The sequence below is a fragment of the Streptomyces sp. NPDC006529 genome (genome assembly GCF_040611795.1).
GTDB lineage: Bacteria > Actinomycetota > Actinomycetes > Streptomycetales > Streptomycetaceae > Streptomyces.
Window position 1 is genome coordinate 45,359 of sequence record NZ_JBEXPB010000026.1, and the last position, 15,283, is coordinate 60,641.

Here is a 15,283-nt window from a genome sequence, read left to right on the forward strand (position 1 = left end):
CGCCTACTGTCCGACGGCGGCGGCCACCGCCACGACGACGAACATCAGCACGAGCACACCGGCCATCACACGGTTACGGGTCTTGGGATCCACCTGTTGAGACTAACGCGTCGGGGTCAGCCGCCGAGCGGCCAGGCCCCGACGACGTCGTAGCGGGACCCGTCGGCCGCCCGGACCGGGCTGCTGCGCACCAGGCTCAGCTGCTCGACCGGCCACGGCGTGCCCTCGAAGCCCGCGAGGGCCTCGGTGTACGGGCGCAGGTCGCCCTCCCCGCTCCCGCGGGCCAGGGTCAGGTGCGGGGTGTAGCGGTGGTGCTGCTCCATCGGTACGCCGGCCTGCCGGGCGGCGGCGTCGGCGCCCTCGGCGAGCATCCGCAGCGCGTCGAGGCCGCCGGCCGCGCCGGCCCAGAGGGCGCGGCCGCCGAAGTGGCCCGAGCCGTGGATGCGGAGCGTGAAGGGTGCGCTTTGGGCGGCGGCCCGGGCGAGGCGGGCGTGCAGGGCGGGGAGGAGGTCTTCCCCGACCTCCCCCATGAAGGCGAGGGTGTAGTGCCAGCCGGCCTCGGCGGTCCACCGCAGCTCGGGCGCCGCGGGCAGCGCCCGGACCGCCGCGCGCAGCTCCGCGACAGCCCCGGCGGGCGGCAGCACGGCGGCGAAGAGTCTCATCCCCCGACCCTAACGGCCCCTGCGGCGGGGCGGCCCGACGTCCCCCGAGAGGCCTGGCGTGGGTGCGCCCAGCTCAAGTGCGGGCGGAGCAAATCCAACCTGCCCGGCGTTTGAGGGCCCGCCGGAGGCCGGGCCGGGCCGTAGCCCGGGTACGCACCGGCACGCGCGCGAGGCTGCGCCGGGTGCGGCCTCCGGCGGCGCCTCAAACGCCGGCGGGGCTGGGGTGGCGGGGGGCAAATCCAGCCCGCCCGGCGTCGCGCGACGCCCGGCTGCCGTGCTCCCCGTCCGCGACGATCCGCTCAAGAACCAGGAGCGTTCACCCCCGTGACCCAGCCCAGCACCGCACGACGGTTCCAGGCCCTCGGCGCCGCCGTCGCGATCACGGCGGGCGCCCTCGTGGCCGCCGCCCCCGCCGCCCGGGCGGCCCGCCCCGGCGCCCCCTGCGCCACCCCCGAGGTCGGCGCCGGCTGGTACGGCGACAACCGGGCCCGCCTCCAGCGGCTGATCGACCGGTACGGGCGGTGCGGCCCGTACCGCTCCGGCCACGACAAGCCCGTCGCCGTCTTCGACTGGGACAACACCGTCGTCAGGAACGACGTCGGCGACGCCACCCTGTTCTGGCTGCTGCGCAACGGCAGGATCCGCCAGCCCGACCACGGAGACTGGTCCACCACCAGCCGCTACCTCACCCCGGCCGCCGCCACGGCCCTCGCCGGCGCCTGCGGCCCGCTCGCCCGCCCCGGCGCCCCGCTGCCCACCGGCGACGGCGACCCCGCCGGGATCCGCTGCGCCGACGAGATCAACGCCGTCTACGGGACCTCGGCCACCCGGTCCGGCGCCCCCGCCTTCGCGGGCTGGGACCACCGCACCACCGAGCCCGCCTACGCCTGGCTGGCCCAGCTGACCCGGGGCTACACCGCCCGCCAGGTCCGCGCCTTCGCCGCCGCCGCGCGCGCGGAGAACCTCGCCGCGCCCGTCGGCGCCACGCAGCGGGTGGGCAGCGCGGACGCCACCGCCTGGGTGCGCTACTACGACCAGCAGAAGGACCTGATCGACGCCCTGCGGAAAGCCGGGTTCGACGTCTGGATCAGCTCGGCCTCGCCCCAGCCGGTCGTCGAGGTCTGGGCCGAGGGCGTCGGCGTGGCCGCCGACCACGTCATCGGCATCCGCAACACGACCGCGCACGACGGCACCTTCACCGCGCACCTGCGGGGCTGCGGATCGGTGCGCGACGGCGCCGACACGATGATCACGTACGTCGACGGCAAGCGCTGCTGGATCAACCAGGAGGTCTTCGGCGTGCGCGGCGCGGCCGCCGAACGGATCCAACCGCCCGGCCGCCGCCAGGTGTTCGCCGCTGGCGACTCCGACACCGACGTCTCGTTCCTGCGCGACGCGACCGCCCTGCGGCTGGTCCTGAACCGCAACAAGAACGAGCTGATGTGCCGGGCCTACGACGACGCCGACGGCCGCTGGATCGTCAACCCGATGTTCATCGAGCCGAAGAAGCAGAAGCCCGCCCCCTACCCGTGCGCCACCACCGGCTACACCGGGCGCGACGGAACGCCCGGCCCGGTACTGCGCGCCGACGGCACGGTCATCCCGGACCAGGCGGACTCCGTCTTCTAGCCCTCGGCCGTCCCTCGGTCAGCCGTCGGCGGTCAGAGGAAGGTGCGGCCCTCGCCCCGGTACGTCGGGGCGGTGGCCGTCACCCGGTCGCCCTGGACGAGGTGCAGCTCCTCGAACCGCTCGCACAGTTCCCCGGCCTTCGCGTGCCGGAACCACACCCGGTCACCGATCCGCAGGTCGTCCGCGGGCGACCCGAGCAGCGGGGTCTGCACCTCGCCGGCGCCCTCCTGGGCGTCGTAGCGCAGCCCCTGCGGCAGGTACGGCTGCGGCAGCCGGTCGGCGCCCGCCGCGCCCGATGCCGGATAGCCGCCGCCCAGCACGGTGATCACTCCGACGCCCGGCCGGCGGACCACCGGCTGCGCGAAGAGGGCCGCCGGACGCCCGCGGAAGGACGTGTAGTTGTCGAAGAGCCGCGGTACGTAGAGACCCGACCCGGCGGCGATCTCCGTGACCGCGGCCTCGGCGGCCGTCTGCTGCACGCTGCCCGTGCCGCCGCCGTTGACGAACTCCAGCTCGCCGACGACCGCGCGCACCGCCCGTACCGCCTCCGCGCGCCGGGCCGCCAGCTCCTTGCGGGCCGTGGCCTGCATCAGCCGGATCGCCCGCGAGCGCAGCGGACGGCCCGTCAGGGAGTCGCCCACGCCGGCCACATGGCCCTCGTACCCCATCAGCCCCACCACCCGGAATCCGGGGCGCGCGGCGACGGCGCGGGCCAGCGCCGCGAGCTGCTCCGGTTCGCGCAGCGGGGAGCGACGGGCGCCGACCCGCACCCGACCGCCGAACAGGTGCAGCGCGGTGTCCAGTTCGAGGCAGACCCGGATCTCCTCGGTGCCGCCGCCGCGGGCGTGCTCGATCAGCTCCAGCTGAGCCGGGTCGTCCACCATGACGGTGACGGTGGCGGCGAGCTTGGGGTCGGCGGCGAGTTCGGCGAAACCGGCGCGGTCGGCGGAGGGGTAGGCGAGGAGCACGTCCTCGAAACCGGACCTGGCCAGCCAGAGCGACTCCGCGAGGGTGTACGACATGATCCCGGCGAAACCGGGCCGCGCCAGGACCCGTTCGAGCAGCGTCCGGCAGCGGACGGACTTGCTCGCCACCCGGATCGGCTTCCCGCCGGCCCGGCGCACGAGGTCGTCGGCGTTGGCGTCGAACGCATCGAGGTCCACGAGGGCCAGCGGCGCGTCGAGGTGGGCGGTGGCCCGGTCGTAGCGGGCCCGGTCGGCGGCGGGGGAAGTCATGGGCGCAGCTTGCCATGCCGGTCTACCGGTGGGTAGGGCTCGGCGGGGTCCTGCGGTGGGCCGTGCGGCGGGGGGCGGGCCACCGTGGCCGCGGTGCCAGCGGCCGTGACCGACTCAAGTGCCGACGGGGCTCGGGGTGGGCCTGCGCGTGCCCGGCTGCCGCGGTGTGGGCCCTCCGGGGGCGCCTCAAACGCCGGCGGGGCTGGATGTGCCCGGTGGGCCCCGGGGTGGGCCTGTGCGTGCCCGGCTGGCGCGGTGTGGGCCCTCCGGGGGCGCCTCAAACGCCGGCGGGGCTGGAAATGGCGGCGGGTGCAGCCCCGGTGGGGCTGGGTGTGCCTGGCGGGGCCGGAGGTGGTGGTGCCCGTCGGGGCTGCGGGGGTGGGGGCGGGGCGGGGGGTCGTAGAGTACGGGCAGGCAACCGCAGGGACGGCACGGTAGGGAACGGGGGCGGAGCCGCCGGATGACCATGTCTGACCGACACACCGCCCCGCACGCGGTACCTGAGGGGTCCGGGGAGCCGCAGGATCCCGCGCACCCGGCCGACCCCCGACCGCACGGGCGGGCGAGGCGGGTCCTGGCCGGGCTGGCGGCCGCGGCCGGGGCCGTGCTGATCGCGGGGGCCGCCGCCGGGGCGTGGGCCGAACACCGGGAGCGGCAGCGGCCCGTGACCCCCGCCGCCGCCTACCGCACCGCGGCGTCGCTCTGGCGGGAGACCCCCGTCGACACCCTCTTCCCGCCGACCCTCGACGGCCGCGGCGCCGGACCCGGCGGGTCCGACCGGACCTGGACGAGGGTCGCCCTCGCCCCCGACGCCGGGTGCGCCGCCGCCCTGCCCGCCGACTGGCGGGCGCTGCTCGCGCCCACCGGCTGCACCCGCGTCCTGCGCGCCACCTACACCGACGCCACCCGCAGCGCCCTCGTCTCCGTCGGGATGGTGTTCACCCCCGCCGACGCGCCCGCGATGGCCGCGCTGCGCGGCCGGCTGCCGGCGCCGCCCGGCTACGGGTTCGCCGAGGACCGGCGCGGCGCCTGGACGGTGTCCGTCCTGCCCGAGGCGCCCGTACTCGTCTACACCGTCTCCGCCTTCGCGGACGGCCGCTCGGTGCCCGCGCCGCGCCCGGCCGAGGAAGCGGTGAAGAAGGACGACACCAGCGCCGTCGCCCGGGCCGGCCTCGGCTACGAGGCCAAGGGCGTGGCCGACCGGATCGAGCGCGCCCTGCGCGCCCTCGCCGCCCCGCCCGTGCCCGCCTCGCCGCACACCTCCCCGCACCCCACGGAGAAGCCGGAGCCCTCCCGATGATCCGCCCGCCCGGGACCGGGCCCCGCTCCGCCGCGCTCTGCGCCGTCCTCGCCCTCGCCTGCGCGGCCCTGGCCGCCCCGCCCGCCGCCGCGGACGCCATCCGCGACCGTCAGTGGAACCTGACCGCGCTGCGCGCGGAAGAGGCGTGGGGCACCACCCAGGGCGCCGGGGTCACCGTCGCGGTCCTGGACACCGGCGTCGACTCCACCCACCCCGACCTGGACGGTCAGGTCCTGGACGGCGCCGACCTGATCGGCATGGGCGCCTCCCGCGGCGACCGGGCCTGGGCCCGCCACGGCACCGCCATGGCCGGGGTGATCGCCGGGCACGGCCACGGCACCGACCGCCGCCAGGGCGTCCTCGGCGTCGCGCCGCAGGCGCGGATCCTGCCGGTCCGGGTGATCCTGGAAGAGGGTGACCCGGGCCGGGCCAAAGCCCGCGAGAGCAAGGGCGGCGCCCTCGCCGAGGGCATCCGCTGGGCCGCCGACCACGGGGCCGACGTGATCAACCTGTCCCTGGGCGACGACAGCCAGTCGGCCCACCACGAGGCCGCCGAGGACGAGGCCGTGCAGTACGCCCTGGCCAAGGACGTGGTCGTGGTCGCCTCGGCGGGCAACGGCGGCGAGCAGGGCGACCACGTCTCCTACCCGGCCGCCTATCCCGGCGTGATCGCCGTCACCGCCGTGGACCGCAAGGGCGCCAAGGCCCCCTTCTCCACCCGCAACTGGTACGCCACCGTCAGCGCCCCCGGCGTCGACATCGTCATCGCCGACCCGGACCGCGGCTACTACGAGGGCTGGGGCACCAGCGCGGCCGCGGCCTCCGTCTCCGGCGTCGTGGCGCTCGTCCGCTCCGCCCACCCGGAACTCTCCCCGGCGCAGATCAAGCGGCTGCTGGCGGACACCGCCTCCGACGCCCCGCGCGGCGGCCGCGACGACGCGCGCGGGCACGGCCTGGCCGACCCGGTCGCCGCCCTCCAGGCCGCCGACGGGCTGAAGGCGGACCCCGTCCTCCCGGCCCCGGTCCCGGCCGCGGGCCGCTACTTCGGTCCCGGGCCCGAGCCGGTACGTCCCCCCGCGCGCCGCACCCGGTACGCGGCCCCGGTCGCGGCGGGCGCCGGGGCGGCCCTGCTCGCGCTGGCGGGCGTACTGCTGCGGCGGCGCCGCCCGGCGGACGCGTCCCGTACCGCGATATAGGGTCGGGTAACTGTGGCCCAGAAGAACATCCCAGACCCCGGTTTCTCCGACGACGACGGCTCCGCCGATCCCCGGCTGAGCGCGGCCCTCGCCGCGTGGGCCGAGGACAGAACCCAGGAGCCGAGGGTCCTCGCGGCGCTGGCGGGAGCCCGGCTGCTCGTCCCGGTCGTCGCCGTGCTCGGCGAGAGCGAGACCGACCCGCAGACGGGCCTGAAGCGCGAGAAGTCCAGCGACATGGCCGTCCCCACGCTCAAGGCGGGGAACCGGCGGGCGCTGCCCGCCTTCACCTCCACCGCCTCGCTGGCCCTGTGGGACCCGGCGGCCCGGCCCGTGGCCGTCCCGCTGCACCAGGCGCTGGCGGCGCTCGCCCACGAGAAGGCCGACACGCTCGTGCTCGACCTGGCGGGCCCGGTGCCCTACCAGCTGACCGGTTCGGCCCTGCTCGCCGCGGCCGAGGGCCGCACGGAGGCGGACCCGCTCGCCGATCCGGCCGTCACCGGGGCCGTACGGGCGGTCGTGGCCGCGACCGGGGACGTCCTGCGGTCCTACCTCGGCCCCGCCGGTGCCGACGCCGACGGCACCCTGGCCGTGGTGCTCGCCGACGGCGCGGACCCGGGGCGCAGCGCCCGGGCCCTCGCCGAGGCGCTGGCGGCCGACGAGACCCTGCGCGCCCGGCTGGTGCGCGGGCTGGACCTGGCCCTGCTGCCCGCGGACGCGCCCGCTCCCGGAGCGCCCCTCTTCGTCCGCGGCTGAGAGTGGCCACCGCGGCGGTACGGCGGCCGCAGCAGAAGGTCCCGGCCGGTCCCCGCGGTGTGCGGGGACCGGCCGGGACCGTCGGCGGGCGGGTCGAGCGGCCGGATCAGCCGAAGACCGGCCCCGTGAACTTCTCGCCCGGCCCCTGGCCCGGCTCGTCCGGGACCAGCGAGGCCTCGCGGAAGGCCAGCTGGAGCGACTTCAGGCCGTCGCGCAGCGGGGCCGCGTGGAAGGAGCTGATCTCGGTGGCGCTGGCCGTGACCAGCCCGGCCAGGGCGGTGATCAGCTTGCGGGCCTCGTCGAGGTCCTTGTGCTCGGAGTCCGGCTTGTCCAGGCCCAGGTTGACCGCGGCGGCGCTCAGCAGGTGCACGGCCACCGTGGTGATCACCTCGACCGCGGGCACGTCCGCGATGTCGCGGGTCATGGCGTCGTAGTCGGGAGCCTGGTCGGCTGCGGTGGTCTCGGGGGGCGTCGCGTCAGTCATGTCCTCACGATAAGCCGGGGCCGCGGGGGGTGCGGACCGGGCCCCGTCCGTCTCCCCGGACCGCCCTTCCGGCCCCCGGGGCCGGCCGGTCCGCGGCCTGGTTAGCGTCCGGGAAGACCCCTTGCTATATTGGGGTCACCAGACCGGCTGGATGCGCATGCGTCCGGCCCACAAGTGGAGGCTCCGTTCTCCCACCTAGTCGTCCTCCGGGACGGCAGGTCACCGGTCAAGGCAGTATCCATCGTTCCGTACGGACGATGGAAGGCCGCCTGATGCTGCGCCCCGCGATGTTGTGATGCGGTGGTGCTCCGGTATTCCCATGGAGCCCCGCCTGTGTCCCGTCCCGGGGCATTTTTTGTGTTCCGGATCGGTTGGTCTCACGTCAGAGACGTAACGCGGCTGTCTGCCAGGCGGCCGTGTGGTGGTGCAACCGAGGAGGATCCATCAGCACCGAGCCCCGCATCAACGACCGGATTCGCGTTCCCGAGGTACGACTTGTCGGTCCGAGCGGCGAGCAGGTCGGCATCGTGCCGCTCGCGAAGGCGCTCGAGCTCGCGCAGGAGTACGACCTCGACCTGGTCGAGGTAGCGGCGTCCGCCAGGCCGCCGGTCTGCAAGCTCATGGACTACGGCAAGTTCAAGTACGAGTCGGCCATGAAGGCCCGTGAGGCGCGCAAGAACCAGGCGCACACGGTCATCAAGGAGATGAAGCTCCGGCCGAAGATCGACCCGCACGACTATGACACCAAGAAGGGTCACGTCGTCCGGTTCCTCAAGCAGGGCGACAAGGTCAAGATCACGATCATGTTCCGTGGTCGTGAGCAGTCCCGCCCGGAACTGGGCTACCGACTGCTGCAGCGTCTGGCTTCGGACGTCGAGGACCTCGGGTTCATCGAGTCGAACCCGAAGCAGGACGGCCGAAACATGATCATGGTTCTCGGTCCGCACAAGAAGAAGACCGAGGCGATGGCCGAGGCCCGTGAGGCGCAGGCCGCCCGCAAGGCCGAGCGCCAGGGTGTTTCCGCCACGGACGAGGGTTCCGAGGACGAGTTCCTCGCGGACGAGGCCGGAGTCGACGAGGCCGTCGCCGACGAGGCCCCCGCCGCGGAGGACGCTCCGGCCGAGGCCGCCTCCACCGAGGCCCCTGCCGAGGCCTGAGTCCGGAGCATTCCGCTCCGGATTCAACCGACACAATTGACGCTCCCGCCAGCCTGGTTCTCCGGACCGGTGGGAGCGCCACCGACGAGGAGATAACGGCGCTATGCCGAAGAACAAGACGCACAGCGGTTCCAAGAAGCGCTTCAAGATCACCGGCTCCGGCAAGGTGCTCCGTGAGCGCGCCGGCAAGCGCCACCTGCTCGAGCACAAGTCGTCCCGTGTCACCCGCCGCCTGACCGGCACCGCGGAGATGGCCCCCGGCGACGCCGCGAAGATCAAGAAGCTTCTCGGCAAGTGACGTCCCTCCGCTCCCCGTCTGCGGGAGCGGGACGTCAGGACCGGGACCCCATCGAATTCGGGCCGTGTGAAGACATCCACGGCCCCGCTACAAGGAGTACACAGTGGCACGCGTCAAGCGGGCAGTAAACGCGCACAAGAAGCGTCGGGCGATCCTCGAGGCCGCCAAGGGTTACCGCGGTCAGCGCTCGCGCCTGTACCGCAAGGCCAAGGAGCAGGTCACCCACTCCCTGGTCTACAACTTCAACGACCGCAAGAAGCGCAAGGGCGACTTCCGTCGGCTGTGGATCCAGCGCATCAACGCTGCGGCCCGCCAGAACGGCATGACGTACAACCGCCTCATCCAGGGTCTGAACGCCGCCAACATCGAGGTGGACCGCAAGATCCTCGCCGAGCTGGCCGTCAACGACGCCAACGCGTTCGCCGCGCTGGTCGAGGTCGCCCAGAAGGCGCTTCCGGCCGACGTCAACGCCCCGAAGGCCGCTGCCTAAGCAGTCCGTCCTTCCGAGCCCACCGGCTCACCGGCCCTCACCGGCCACAGCCCGGACCCGCAGGCCTCGTGCCTGCGGGTCCGGTGCGTTTGACCGGCCGACCGGCCTACCCGGTCGTCCTGTCCAACCCCCTGTTGCGACCCGCAGTACGTACGGAAGCGAGCCGACCGCCATGGGCACCCCCGTCCCCGCCGAGCTGATCTCCCCGCGATCCCCCCGGGTGGCCGCCGCCCGACGGCTCGCGCGCCGGAACTTCCGCACCAAGGAGCGACGGTTCATCGCCGAGGGCCCGCAGGCCGTCCGCGAGGCCGCCGAGCACCGCGGCGAGGCGGGCGCGACCCTGATCGAACTGTTCGCGACCGTCGAGGCCGCCGAGCGCTACGCCGACATCGTCGAGGCGGCCGAGGCCGCCGGGGCGCGCGTGCACTACGCCTCCGACGAGGTCCTCGCCGAGGTCTCCCAGACGGTCACCCCGCAGGGCCTGGTCGGCGTCTGCCACTTCCTCGACACCTCCTTCGAGTCGGTCCTGGCGGCCGGCCCCCGGCTGGTCGCCGTCCTCGCGCACGTCCGCGACCCCGGGAACGCGGGCACCGTGCTGCGCTGCGCCGACGCCGCTGGAGCGGACGCGGTGATCCTGACCGACGCCTCCGTGGACCTGTACAACCCCAAGTCCGTACGGGCCTCCGTCGGCTCCCTCTTCCACCTGCCGGTCGCCGTGGGCGTCCCCGTCGAGCAGGCCGTGGCGGGACTGCGCGCCGCGGGCGTGCGGATCCTGGCCGCCGACGGCGCGGGGGAGGACGACCTCGACGCCGAGCTGGACGCCGGCACCATGGGCGGCCCCTCGGCGTGGGTGTTCGGCAACGAGGCCTGGGGACTGCCGGAGGAGACCCGGGCCCTGGCGGACGCCGTCGTGCGCGTGCCGATCCACGGCAAGGCCGAGAGCCTGAACCTCGCCACGGCCGCCGCCGTGTGCCTCTACGCCTCCGCGCGTGCACAGCGGGCGTCCGGAGGGTGCCGCTCCGTGACCCCCAGCTAGTAATGTGGCGGCCCGGGGGCGCCCACTGTGCCGACCGGAGATGTGGGGTACGGGGACATGACCGTCGGTACGGACAGTGCCGGGCCGGGCGACCTGCTCGGCGCGGGCTTCGCAATGGACCCCGACGACCTGCCCGACGGGCTCGTCGTCGCGGACCACGCGGGCCGGGTCGTCTGCTTCAACCGGGCCGCCGCCCGGATCACCGCCGTCGACCCCCGCAAGGCCCTCGGGGACCGGATCGAGCAGGCGCTGCCGCTGGAGGACCTCGAAGGCCGCCGCTGGTGGGCGCTGACCGATCCGTACGGCGGCCTCGCCACCCGGCGCGGCCAGCCCGAGCGCAACCTGCTGCTGCCGGGGGGCCGCGAGGTCCTCGTCTCGGCGCGTTACGTCCGTACGCACCCCACCGGCCCGCTCAGCCGCCTCGTGGTGTGCCTGCGCGGCACCGAGGCCCGGCGCCGCACCGAACGCAGCCATGCCGAGCTGATCGCCACCGTCGCGCACGAGCTGCGCTCCCCGCTCACCTCCGTCAAGGGCTTCACCGCGACCCTGCTGGCGAAGTGGGAGCGGTTCACCGACGACCAGAAGCGGCTGATGCTGGAGACCGTCGACGCCGACGCCAACCGGGTCACCCGGCTGATCGCCGAGCTGCTCGACATCTCCCGGATCGACTCCGGCCGGCTGGAGGTGCGCCGCCAGCCCGTGGACATCGCCACCGCCGTGGCGCGGCACGTCCAGGCGCTCACCGCGAACGGCCAGGCCCCGGACCGGTTCGTCGTGCGGGTCGCCAGCCCGCTGCCCGCGCTGTGGGCCGACCCGGACAAGATCGATCAGATCCTCGGCAATCTTCTGGAAAATGCGGTGCGCCACGGTGAGGGAACGGTCACCATCGAGGTGGCACCCGCCCCTGCCGGTGCCACCGCGACCAAGAACGACAACGAGATGGGTACGGCCGTCACCGTGACCGACGAAGGCCCCGGCATCCCCGAGGACTCCATGCGCCGCGTCTTCACCCGCTTCTGGCGGGGCAGCAAGCGCGGCGGCACCGGTCTGGGCCTGTACATCGTCAAGGGCATCGTCGAAGCCCACGGCGGCACCATCACGGTCGGGCGCGGCCCCGGCGGCGGCGCCGAGTTCCGGTTCACCCTGCCCGTCGCCGCGCCGGCGTACCTCACGCAGTGACCCTGCGGAGCGTCTCACCGGACGGCCCACGGGCTCCCTCCACCCCCGGCGACCTTTAGACTCGTCCTTTGGCACCTTCGTGTCCTAGTGCCGAGCGCGTCCTGCGCGTCGCGCGGGGGACCACCAGCCAGCCATCGGAAGTACGGGAAGAGATGTCGGCACCGAACAAGTCGTACGACCCTGTTGAGGTCGAGGCACTGAAACCGGATGAGATCGAGCGCATGCGGGACGAGGCGCTCGCCGCCTTCGCGTCCGCCGGCGACCTCGACGCGCTGCGGGAGGCGAAGACCGCGCACATGGGCGACCGCTCGCCCCTGGCGCTCGCCAACCGCGAGATCGGCGCCCTGCCACCGCAGGCGAAGGCAGAGGCCGGCAAGCGCGTCGGCCAGGCCCGCGGCGCCGTGAACAAGGCCTTCGGCGCGCGCACGGTCGAGCTGGAGGCGGAGCGCGACGAGCGCGTCCTGGTCGAGGAGGCCGTGGACGTCACGCTGCCCTACGACCGCGTCCCGGCCGGCGCCCGCCACCCCCTGACCACGCTGATGGACCGCATCGCGGACATCTTCGTCGCCATGGGCTACGAGGTGGCCGAGGGCCCCGAGGTGGAGGCGGAGTGGTTCAACTTCGACGCCCTCAACTTCACCCCCGACCACCCCGCGCGCCAGATGCAGGACACCTTCTTCGTCCAGGGGCCCGAGGGCACCGTCGACGACGAGTCCGGTGTCGTCCTGCGCACCCACACCTCCCCGGTGCAGGCGCGCACGCTGCTGGAGCGCACCCCGCCCGTCTACGTCGTCTGCCCCGGCCGGGTCTTCCGCACTGACGAGCTGGACGCGACGCACACCCCGGTCTTCCACCAGGTCGAGCTGCTCGCCGTGGACGAGGGCCTGACCATGGCCGACCTCAAGGGCACCCTGGACCACATGGTCCAGGCGCTCTTCGGGCCGGACATGACCACCCGGCTGCGCCCGAACTACTTCCCGTTCACCGAGCCGTCCGCCGAGATGGACATGCAGTGCTACGTGTGCCGCGGCGCATCGGTGGGCAACCCCGACCGCCCCTGCCGCACCTGCTCCAGCGAGGGCTGGATCGAGCTGGGCGGCTGCGGCATGGTCAACCCGAAGGTGCTCGTCGCCTGCGGGGTCGACCCCGAGAAGTACAGCGGATTCGCCTTCGGGTTCGGCATCGAACGGATGCTGATGTTCCGCCACAACGTCGAAGACATGCGAGACATGGTCGAGGGTGACGTTCGTTTCACCCGGCCGTTCGGGATGGAGATCTGATGCGGGTCCCGCTTTCTTGGCTGCGGGAGTACGTCGACCTGCCCGCGGGCGAGACCGGTCGCGACGTACAGGCGCGGCTCGTCGACGCCGGACTCGAAGTCGAGCGCGTCGAGCAGCTCGGCGCCGGCCTCCAGGGCCCCCTGGTCGTCGGCAAGGTGCTGACGATCGAGGAGCTGGAGGGCTTCCGCAAGCCGATCCGCTTCTGCACGGTCGACGTCGGCCAGGCCAACGGCACCGGCGAGCCCCAGGAGATCGTCTGCGGCGCGCGGAACTTCGCCGTCGGCGACAAGGTCGTCGTGGTGCTCCCCGGCGCGGTGCTCCCCGGTGACTTCGCGATCGCCTCGCGCAAGACGTACGGCCGCACCTCCCACGGCATGATCTGCTCCGGCGACGAGCTGGGCATGGGCGACGACGGCACGCACGGCATCATCGTGCTGCCGCCGGAGCACGAGGTCGGCACCGACGCGATCAAGCTCCTGGAGCTGGTCGACGAGGTCCTCGACATCGCCGTCACCCCGGACCGCGGCTACTGCCTCTCGATGCGAGGCGTGGCCCGGGAGACGGCGACGGCCTACGGGCTGCCGCTGCGCGACCCGGCGCTGCTCGACGTCCCCGGCCCCAACTCCTACGGCTACCCGGTGCAGATCGCCGACCCGCAGGGCTGCGACCGCTTCACCGCCCGCACGGTCGTCGGCCTCGACCCCGAGGCCCGCTCGCCGATCTGGCTCACCCGCCGCCTGCAGAAGGCCGGCATGCGGCCGATCTCGCTCGCGGTCGACGTCACCAACTACGTGATGCTCGAACTCGGCCAGCCGCTGCACGCCTACGACCGCTCCCGCGTGGACGGTCCGATCGGCGTCCGCCGCGCGGAGCAGGGCGAGACCTTCACCACCCTCGACGGCGTCAAGCGCACGCTGGACGCCGAGGACCTGGTGATCACCGACAACAGCGGGCCCATCGGGCTCGCCGGTGTCATGGGCGGCGCCAACACCGAGATCGCCGACTCCGTCACGGACCCCGAGACCCTCCGGGTCACGGGCACCACCGACGTGGTCATCGAGGCGGCGCACTTCGACGCGCTGTCGATCTCGCGCACCGCCCGCCGCCACAAGCTCGCCTCCGAGGCGTCCAAGCGCTTCGAGCGCGGGGTCGACCCGCAGGCCGCGGCCGCCGCCGCGCAGCGCACCGTCGACCTGCTCGTGCTGCTCGCGGGCGGTACCGCCGAAGCGGGCGTGACCGAGCTGTCCGCCCCCTCGGCGCCGCGCAGCATCGCGATGCGCGCGGACCACCCGGACCGGGTCGCGGGCGTGGACTACGGCCGCGAGACCGTCGTGCGCCGCCTCCAGGAGGTGGGCTGCGACGTCTACGGCCAGGACGAGCTCGTCGTCACCGTGCCCTCGTGGCGCCCCGACCTCGCCGAGCCCAACGACCTCGCCGAAGAGGTCATCCGGCTGGAGGGCTACGCGAACCTGCCCTCCACGCTGCCGCAGCCCCCGTCGGGCCGCGGACTCACCGCCCGGCAGCGGCTGCACCGCCGGTTCGGCCGCACCCTGGCCGGCGCCGGGTACGTCGAGGCGCTGAACTACCCGTTCCTCGGGGCCCAGGTCTTCGACCAGCTCCAGCTGCCCGCGGACGACGCGGCCCGCCGGGTGGTCACCCTCGTCAACCCGATCTCCGACGAGGAGCCGGCCCTGCGCAGCACGCTGCTGCCGGGGCTGCTGAACGCGCTGCGCCGCAACGACAGCCGCGGCAGCCACGACCTCGCGCTCTTCGAGACGGGCTCGGTCTTCCGGGCCGGTCCGCAGGCCGGCGTCGCGGTGCGGCTGCCCGTCGACCGCCGTCCGACGGCCGAGGAGATCGCGACCCTGAACGCGGCCCTGCCCGAGCAGCCGCGGTACGCCGCGGTCGTGCTGGCCGGGGCCCGCGAGCAGGCCGGCTGGTGGGGCAAGGGCCGCCCGGCCGACTGGGCGGACGCCGTCCAGGCCGCCCGCTCGCTGGCCGACGAGGCCGGTGCCGAGCTGGTCGTGCGCCAGGGCCGCTACGGTCCCTGGCACCCGGGCCGCTGCGCCGAGCTCGTCGTCACCCTCGACGGGGCGGAGCAGGTCGTCGGCCACGCCGGTGAGCTGCACCCGCGCGTCGTCAAGGCGCTGGGTCTGCCCGCCCGTACCAGCGCGATGGAGATCGACCTCGACCGCCTCGCGGCGGCCGGGACCGAGGCCCTCCAGGCGCCCCGGATCTCCACCTTCCCGGTGGCGACCCAGGACGTGGCGCTGATCGTCGACGGCGCCGTCCCGGCCGCCGAGGTCGAGAGCGCGCTGCGCGCGGGCGCCGGTGAACTCCTCGAATCGCTGCGGCTGTTCGACGTCTTCACCGGCGAGCAGGTCGGCGAGGGGAAGAAGTCCCTCGCCTACGCGCTGCGCTTCCGCGCGGCGGACCGCACGCTGACGGCCGAGGAGTCCACGGCCGCCCGCGACGCGGCGGTGGCGCTGGCCGCCGAGCGCACGGGAGCGGTGCTGCGCGGCGCGTAGCACCAGGTGGCAGGTCTGTGAGGGGCGCCCGGGGTCACCCGCGGCGCCCCTCACTC

The 15,283-nt window shown here is 74.4% G+C and carries 14 protein-coding genes; 11 read left to right on the plus strand and 3 right to left on the minus strand.

Going from position 1 to position 15,283, the window contains the following annotated elements:
• Positions 1-116: 116 nt before the first annotated feature.
• Entirely contained in the window at positions 117-662 is a 546-nt protein-coding gene (gene thpR / locus ABZY31_RS19235; protein WP_356411886.1) for an RNA 2',3'-cyclic phosphodiesterase, read from the minus strand.
• 324 nt (positions 663-986) lie between these two features.
• On the opposite strand from thpR, the gene ABZY31_RS19240 reads away from it, so the two are divergent.
• The gene (locus ABZY31_RS19240) at positions 987-2,291 is read left to right on the plus strand and encodes a haloacid dehalogenase-like hydrolase (protein ID WP_356411889.1); all 1,305 of its coding nucleotides are present in this window, start codon (positions 987-989) and stop codon (positions 2,289-2,291) included.
• Positions 2,292-2,323: 32 nt separating this feature from the next.
• Here the strand turns inward: ABZY31_RS19240 and ABZY31_RS19245 are convergent, their stop codons facing one another.
• Complete coding sequence (locus ABZY31_RS19245) at positions 2,324-3,526, minus strand: amino acid deaminase/aldolase (protein WP_356411892.1); 1,203 nt, start codon at positions 3,524-3,526, stop codon at positions 2,324-2,326.
• A 460-nt stretch (positions 3,527-3,986) separates the two neighbouring features.
• On the opposite strand from ABZY31_RS19245, the gene ABZY31_RS19250 reads away from it, so the two are divergent.
• Genes ABZY31_RS19250 through ABZY31_RS19260 form a run of 3 tightly spaced genes read left to right on the plus strand, consistent with a single transcriptional unit; the run spans position 3,987 to position 6,775 of the window.
• On the plus strand, positions 3,987-4,826 hold the full coding sequence (locus ABZY31_RS19250; RefSeq protein WP_356411895.1) for a hypothetical protein: 840 nt from the start codon (positions 3,987-3,989) through the stop codon (positions 4,824-4,826).
• A complete protein-coding gene (gene mycP, locus ABZY31_RS19255) occupies positions 4,823-6,022 on the plus strand; it encodes a type VII secretion-associated serine protease mycosin (protein ID WP_356411898.1) in 1,200 nt (399 codons plus the stop codon). The genes ABZY31_RS19250 and mycP overlap by 4 nt, the downstream gene beginning before the upstream one ends.
• A 12-nt stretch (positions 6,023-6,034) precedes the next feature.
• Entirely contained in the window at positions 6,035-6,775 is a 741-nt protein-coding gene (locus ABZY31_RS19260; RefSeq protein WP_356411901.1) for an SseB family protein, read from the plus strand.
• A gap of 106 nt (positions 6,776-6,881) precedes the next feature.
• On the opposite strand, the gene ABZY31_RS19265 is transcribed toward ABZY31_RS19260, so the two are convergent.
• Positions 6,882-7,259, minus strand: coding sequence for a DUF1844 domain-containing protein (locus ABZY31_RS19265; RefSeq protein WP_356411904.1), 378 nt, complete (start codon positions 7,257-7,259; stop codon positions 6,882-6,884).
• Positions 7,260-7,675: 416 nt separating this feature from the next.
• Here ABZY31_RS19265 and infC point away from each other — a divergent pair, with 416 nt between their 5' ends.
• The 7 genes from infC (at position 7,676) to pheT (ending at position 15,227) form a co-directional block, all read left to right on the plus strand.
• On the plus strand, positions 7,676-8,416 hold the full coding sequence (infC, locus tag ABZY31_RS19270; RefSeq protein ID WP_356411907.1) for a translation initiation factor IF-3: 741 nt from the start codon (positions 7,676-7,678) through the stop codon (positions 8,414-8,416).
• A gap of 103 nt (positions 8,417-8,519) precedes the next feature.
• On the plus strand, positions 8,520-8,714 hold the full coding sequence (gene rpmI / locus ABZY31_RS19275; protein WP_030387121.1) for a 50S ribosomal protein L35: 195 nt from the start codon (positions 8,520-8,522) through the stop codon (positions 8,712-8,714).
• Between the two features lie 103 nt (positions 8,715-8,817).
• Positions 8,818-9,204, plus strand: coding sequence for a 50S ribosomal protein L20 (gene rplT / locus ABZY31_RS19280; protein WP_330329547.1), 387 nt, complete (start codon positions 8,818-8,820; stop codon positions 9,202-9,204).
• A 172-nt stretch (positions 9,205-9,376) separates the two neighbouring features.
• Positions 9,377-10,240 carry an RNA methyltransferase gene (locus tag ABZY31_RS19285; protein ID WP_356411910.1) on the plus strand — a complete coding sequence of 288 codons (864 nt, stop codon included), beginning with the start codon at positions 9,377-9,379 and terminating at the stop codon, positions 10,238-10,240.
• A 57-nt stretch (positions 10,241-10,297) separates the two neighbouring features.
• Positions 10,298-11,419 carry an ATP-binding protein gene (locus tag ABZY31_RS19290; protein ID WP_356411913.1) on the plus strand — a complete coding sequence of 374 codons (1,122 nt, stop codon included), beginning with the start codon at positions 10,298-10,300 and terminating at the stop codon, positions 11,417-11,419.
• Positions 11,420-11,571: 152 nt separating this feature from the next.
• A complete protein-coding gene (gene pheS, locus ABZY31_RS19295; RefSeq protein ID WP_356411915.1) occupies positions 11,572-12,699 on the plus strand; it encodes a phenylalanine--tRNA ligase subunit alpha in 1,128 nt (375 codons plus the stop codon).
• Positions 12,699-15,227, plus strand: a complete 2,529-nt coding sequence (pheT, locus tag ABZY31_RS19300; protein WP_356411918.1) for a phenylalanine--tRNA ligase subunit beta — start codon at positions 12,699-12,701, stop codon at positions 15,225-15,227. The genes pheS and pheT overlap by 1 nt, the downstream gene beginning before the upstream one ends.
• The last annotated feature ends 56 nt before the right edge of the window (positions 15,228-15,283 follow it).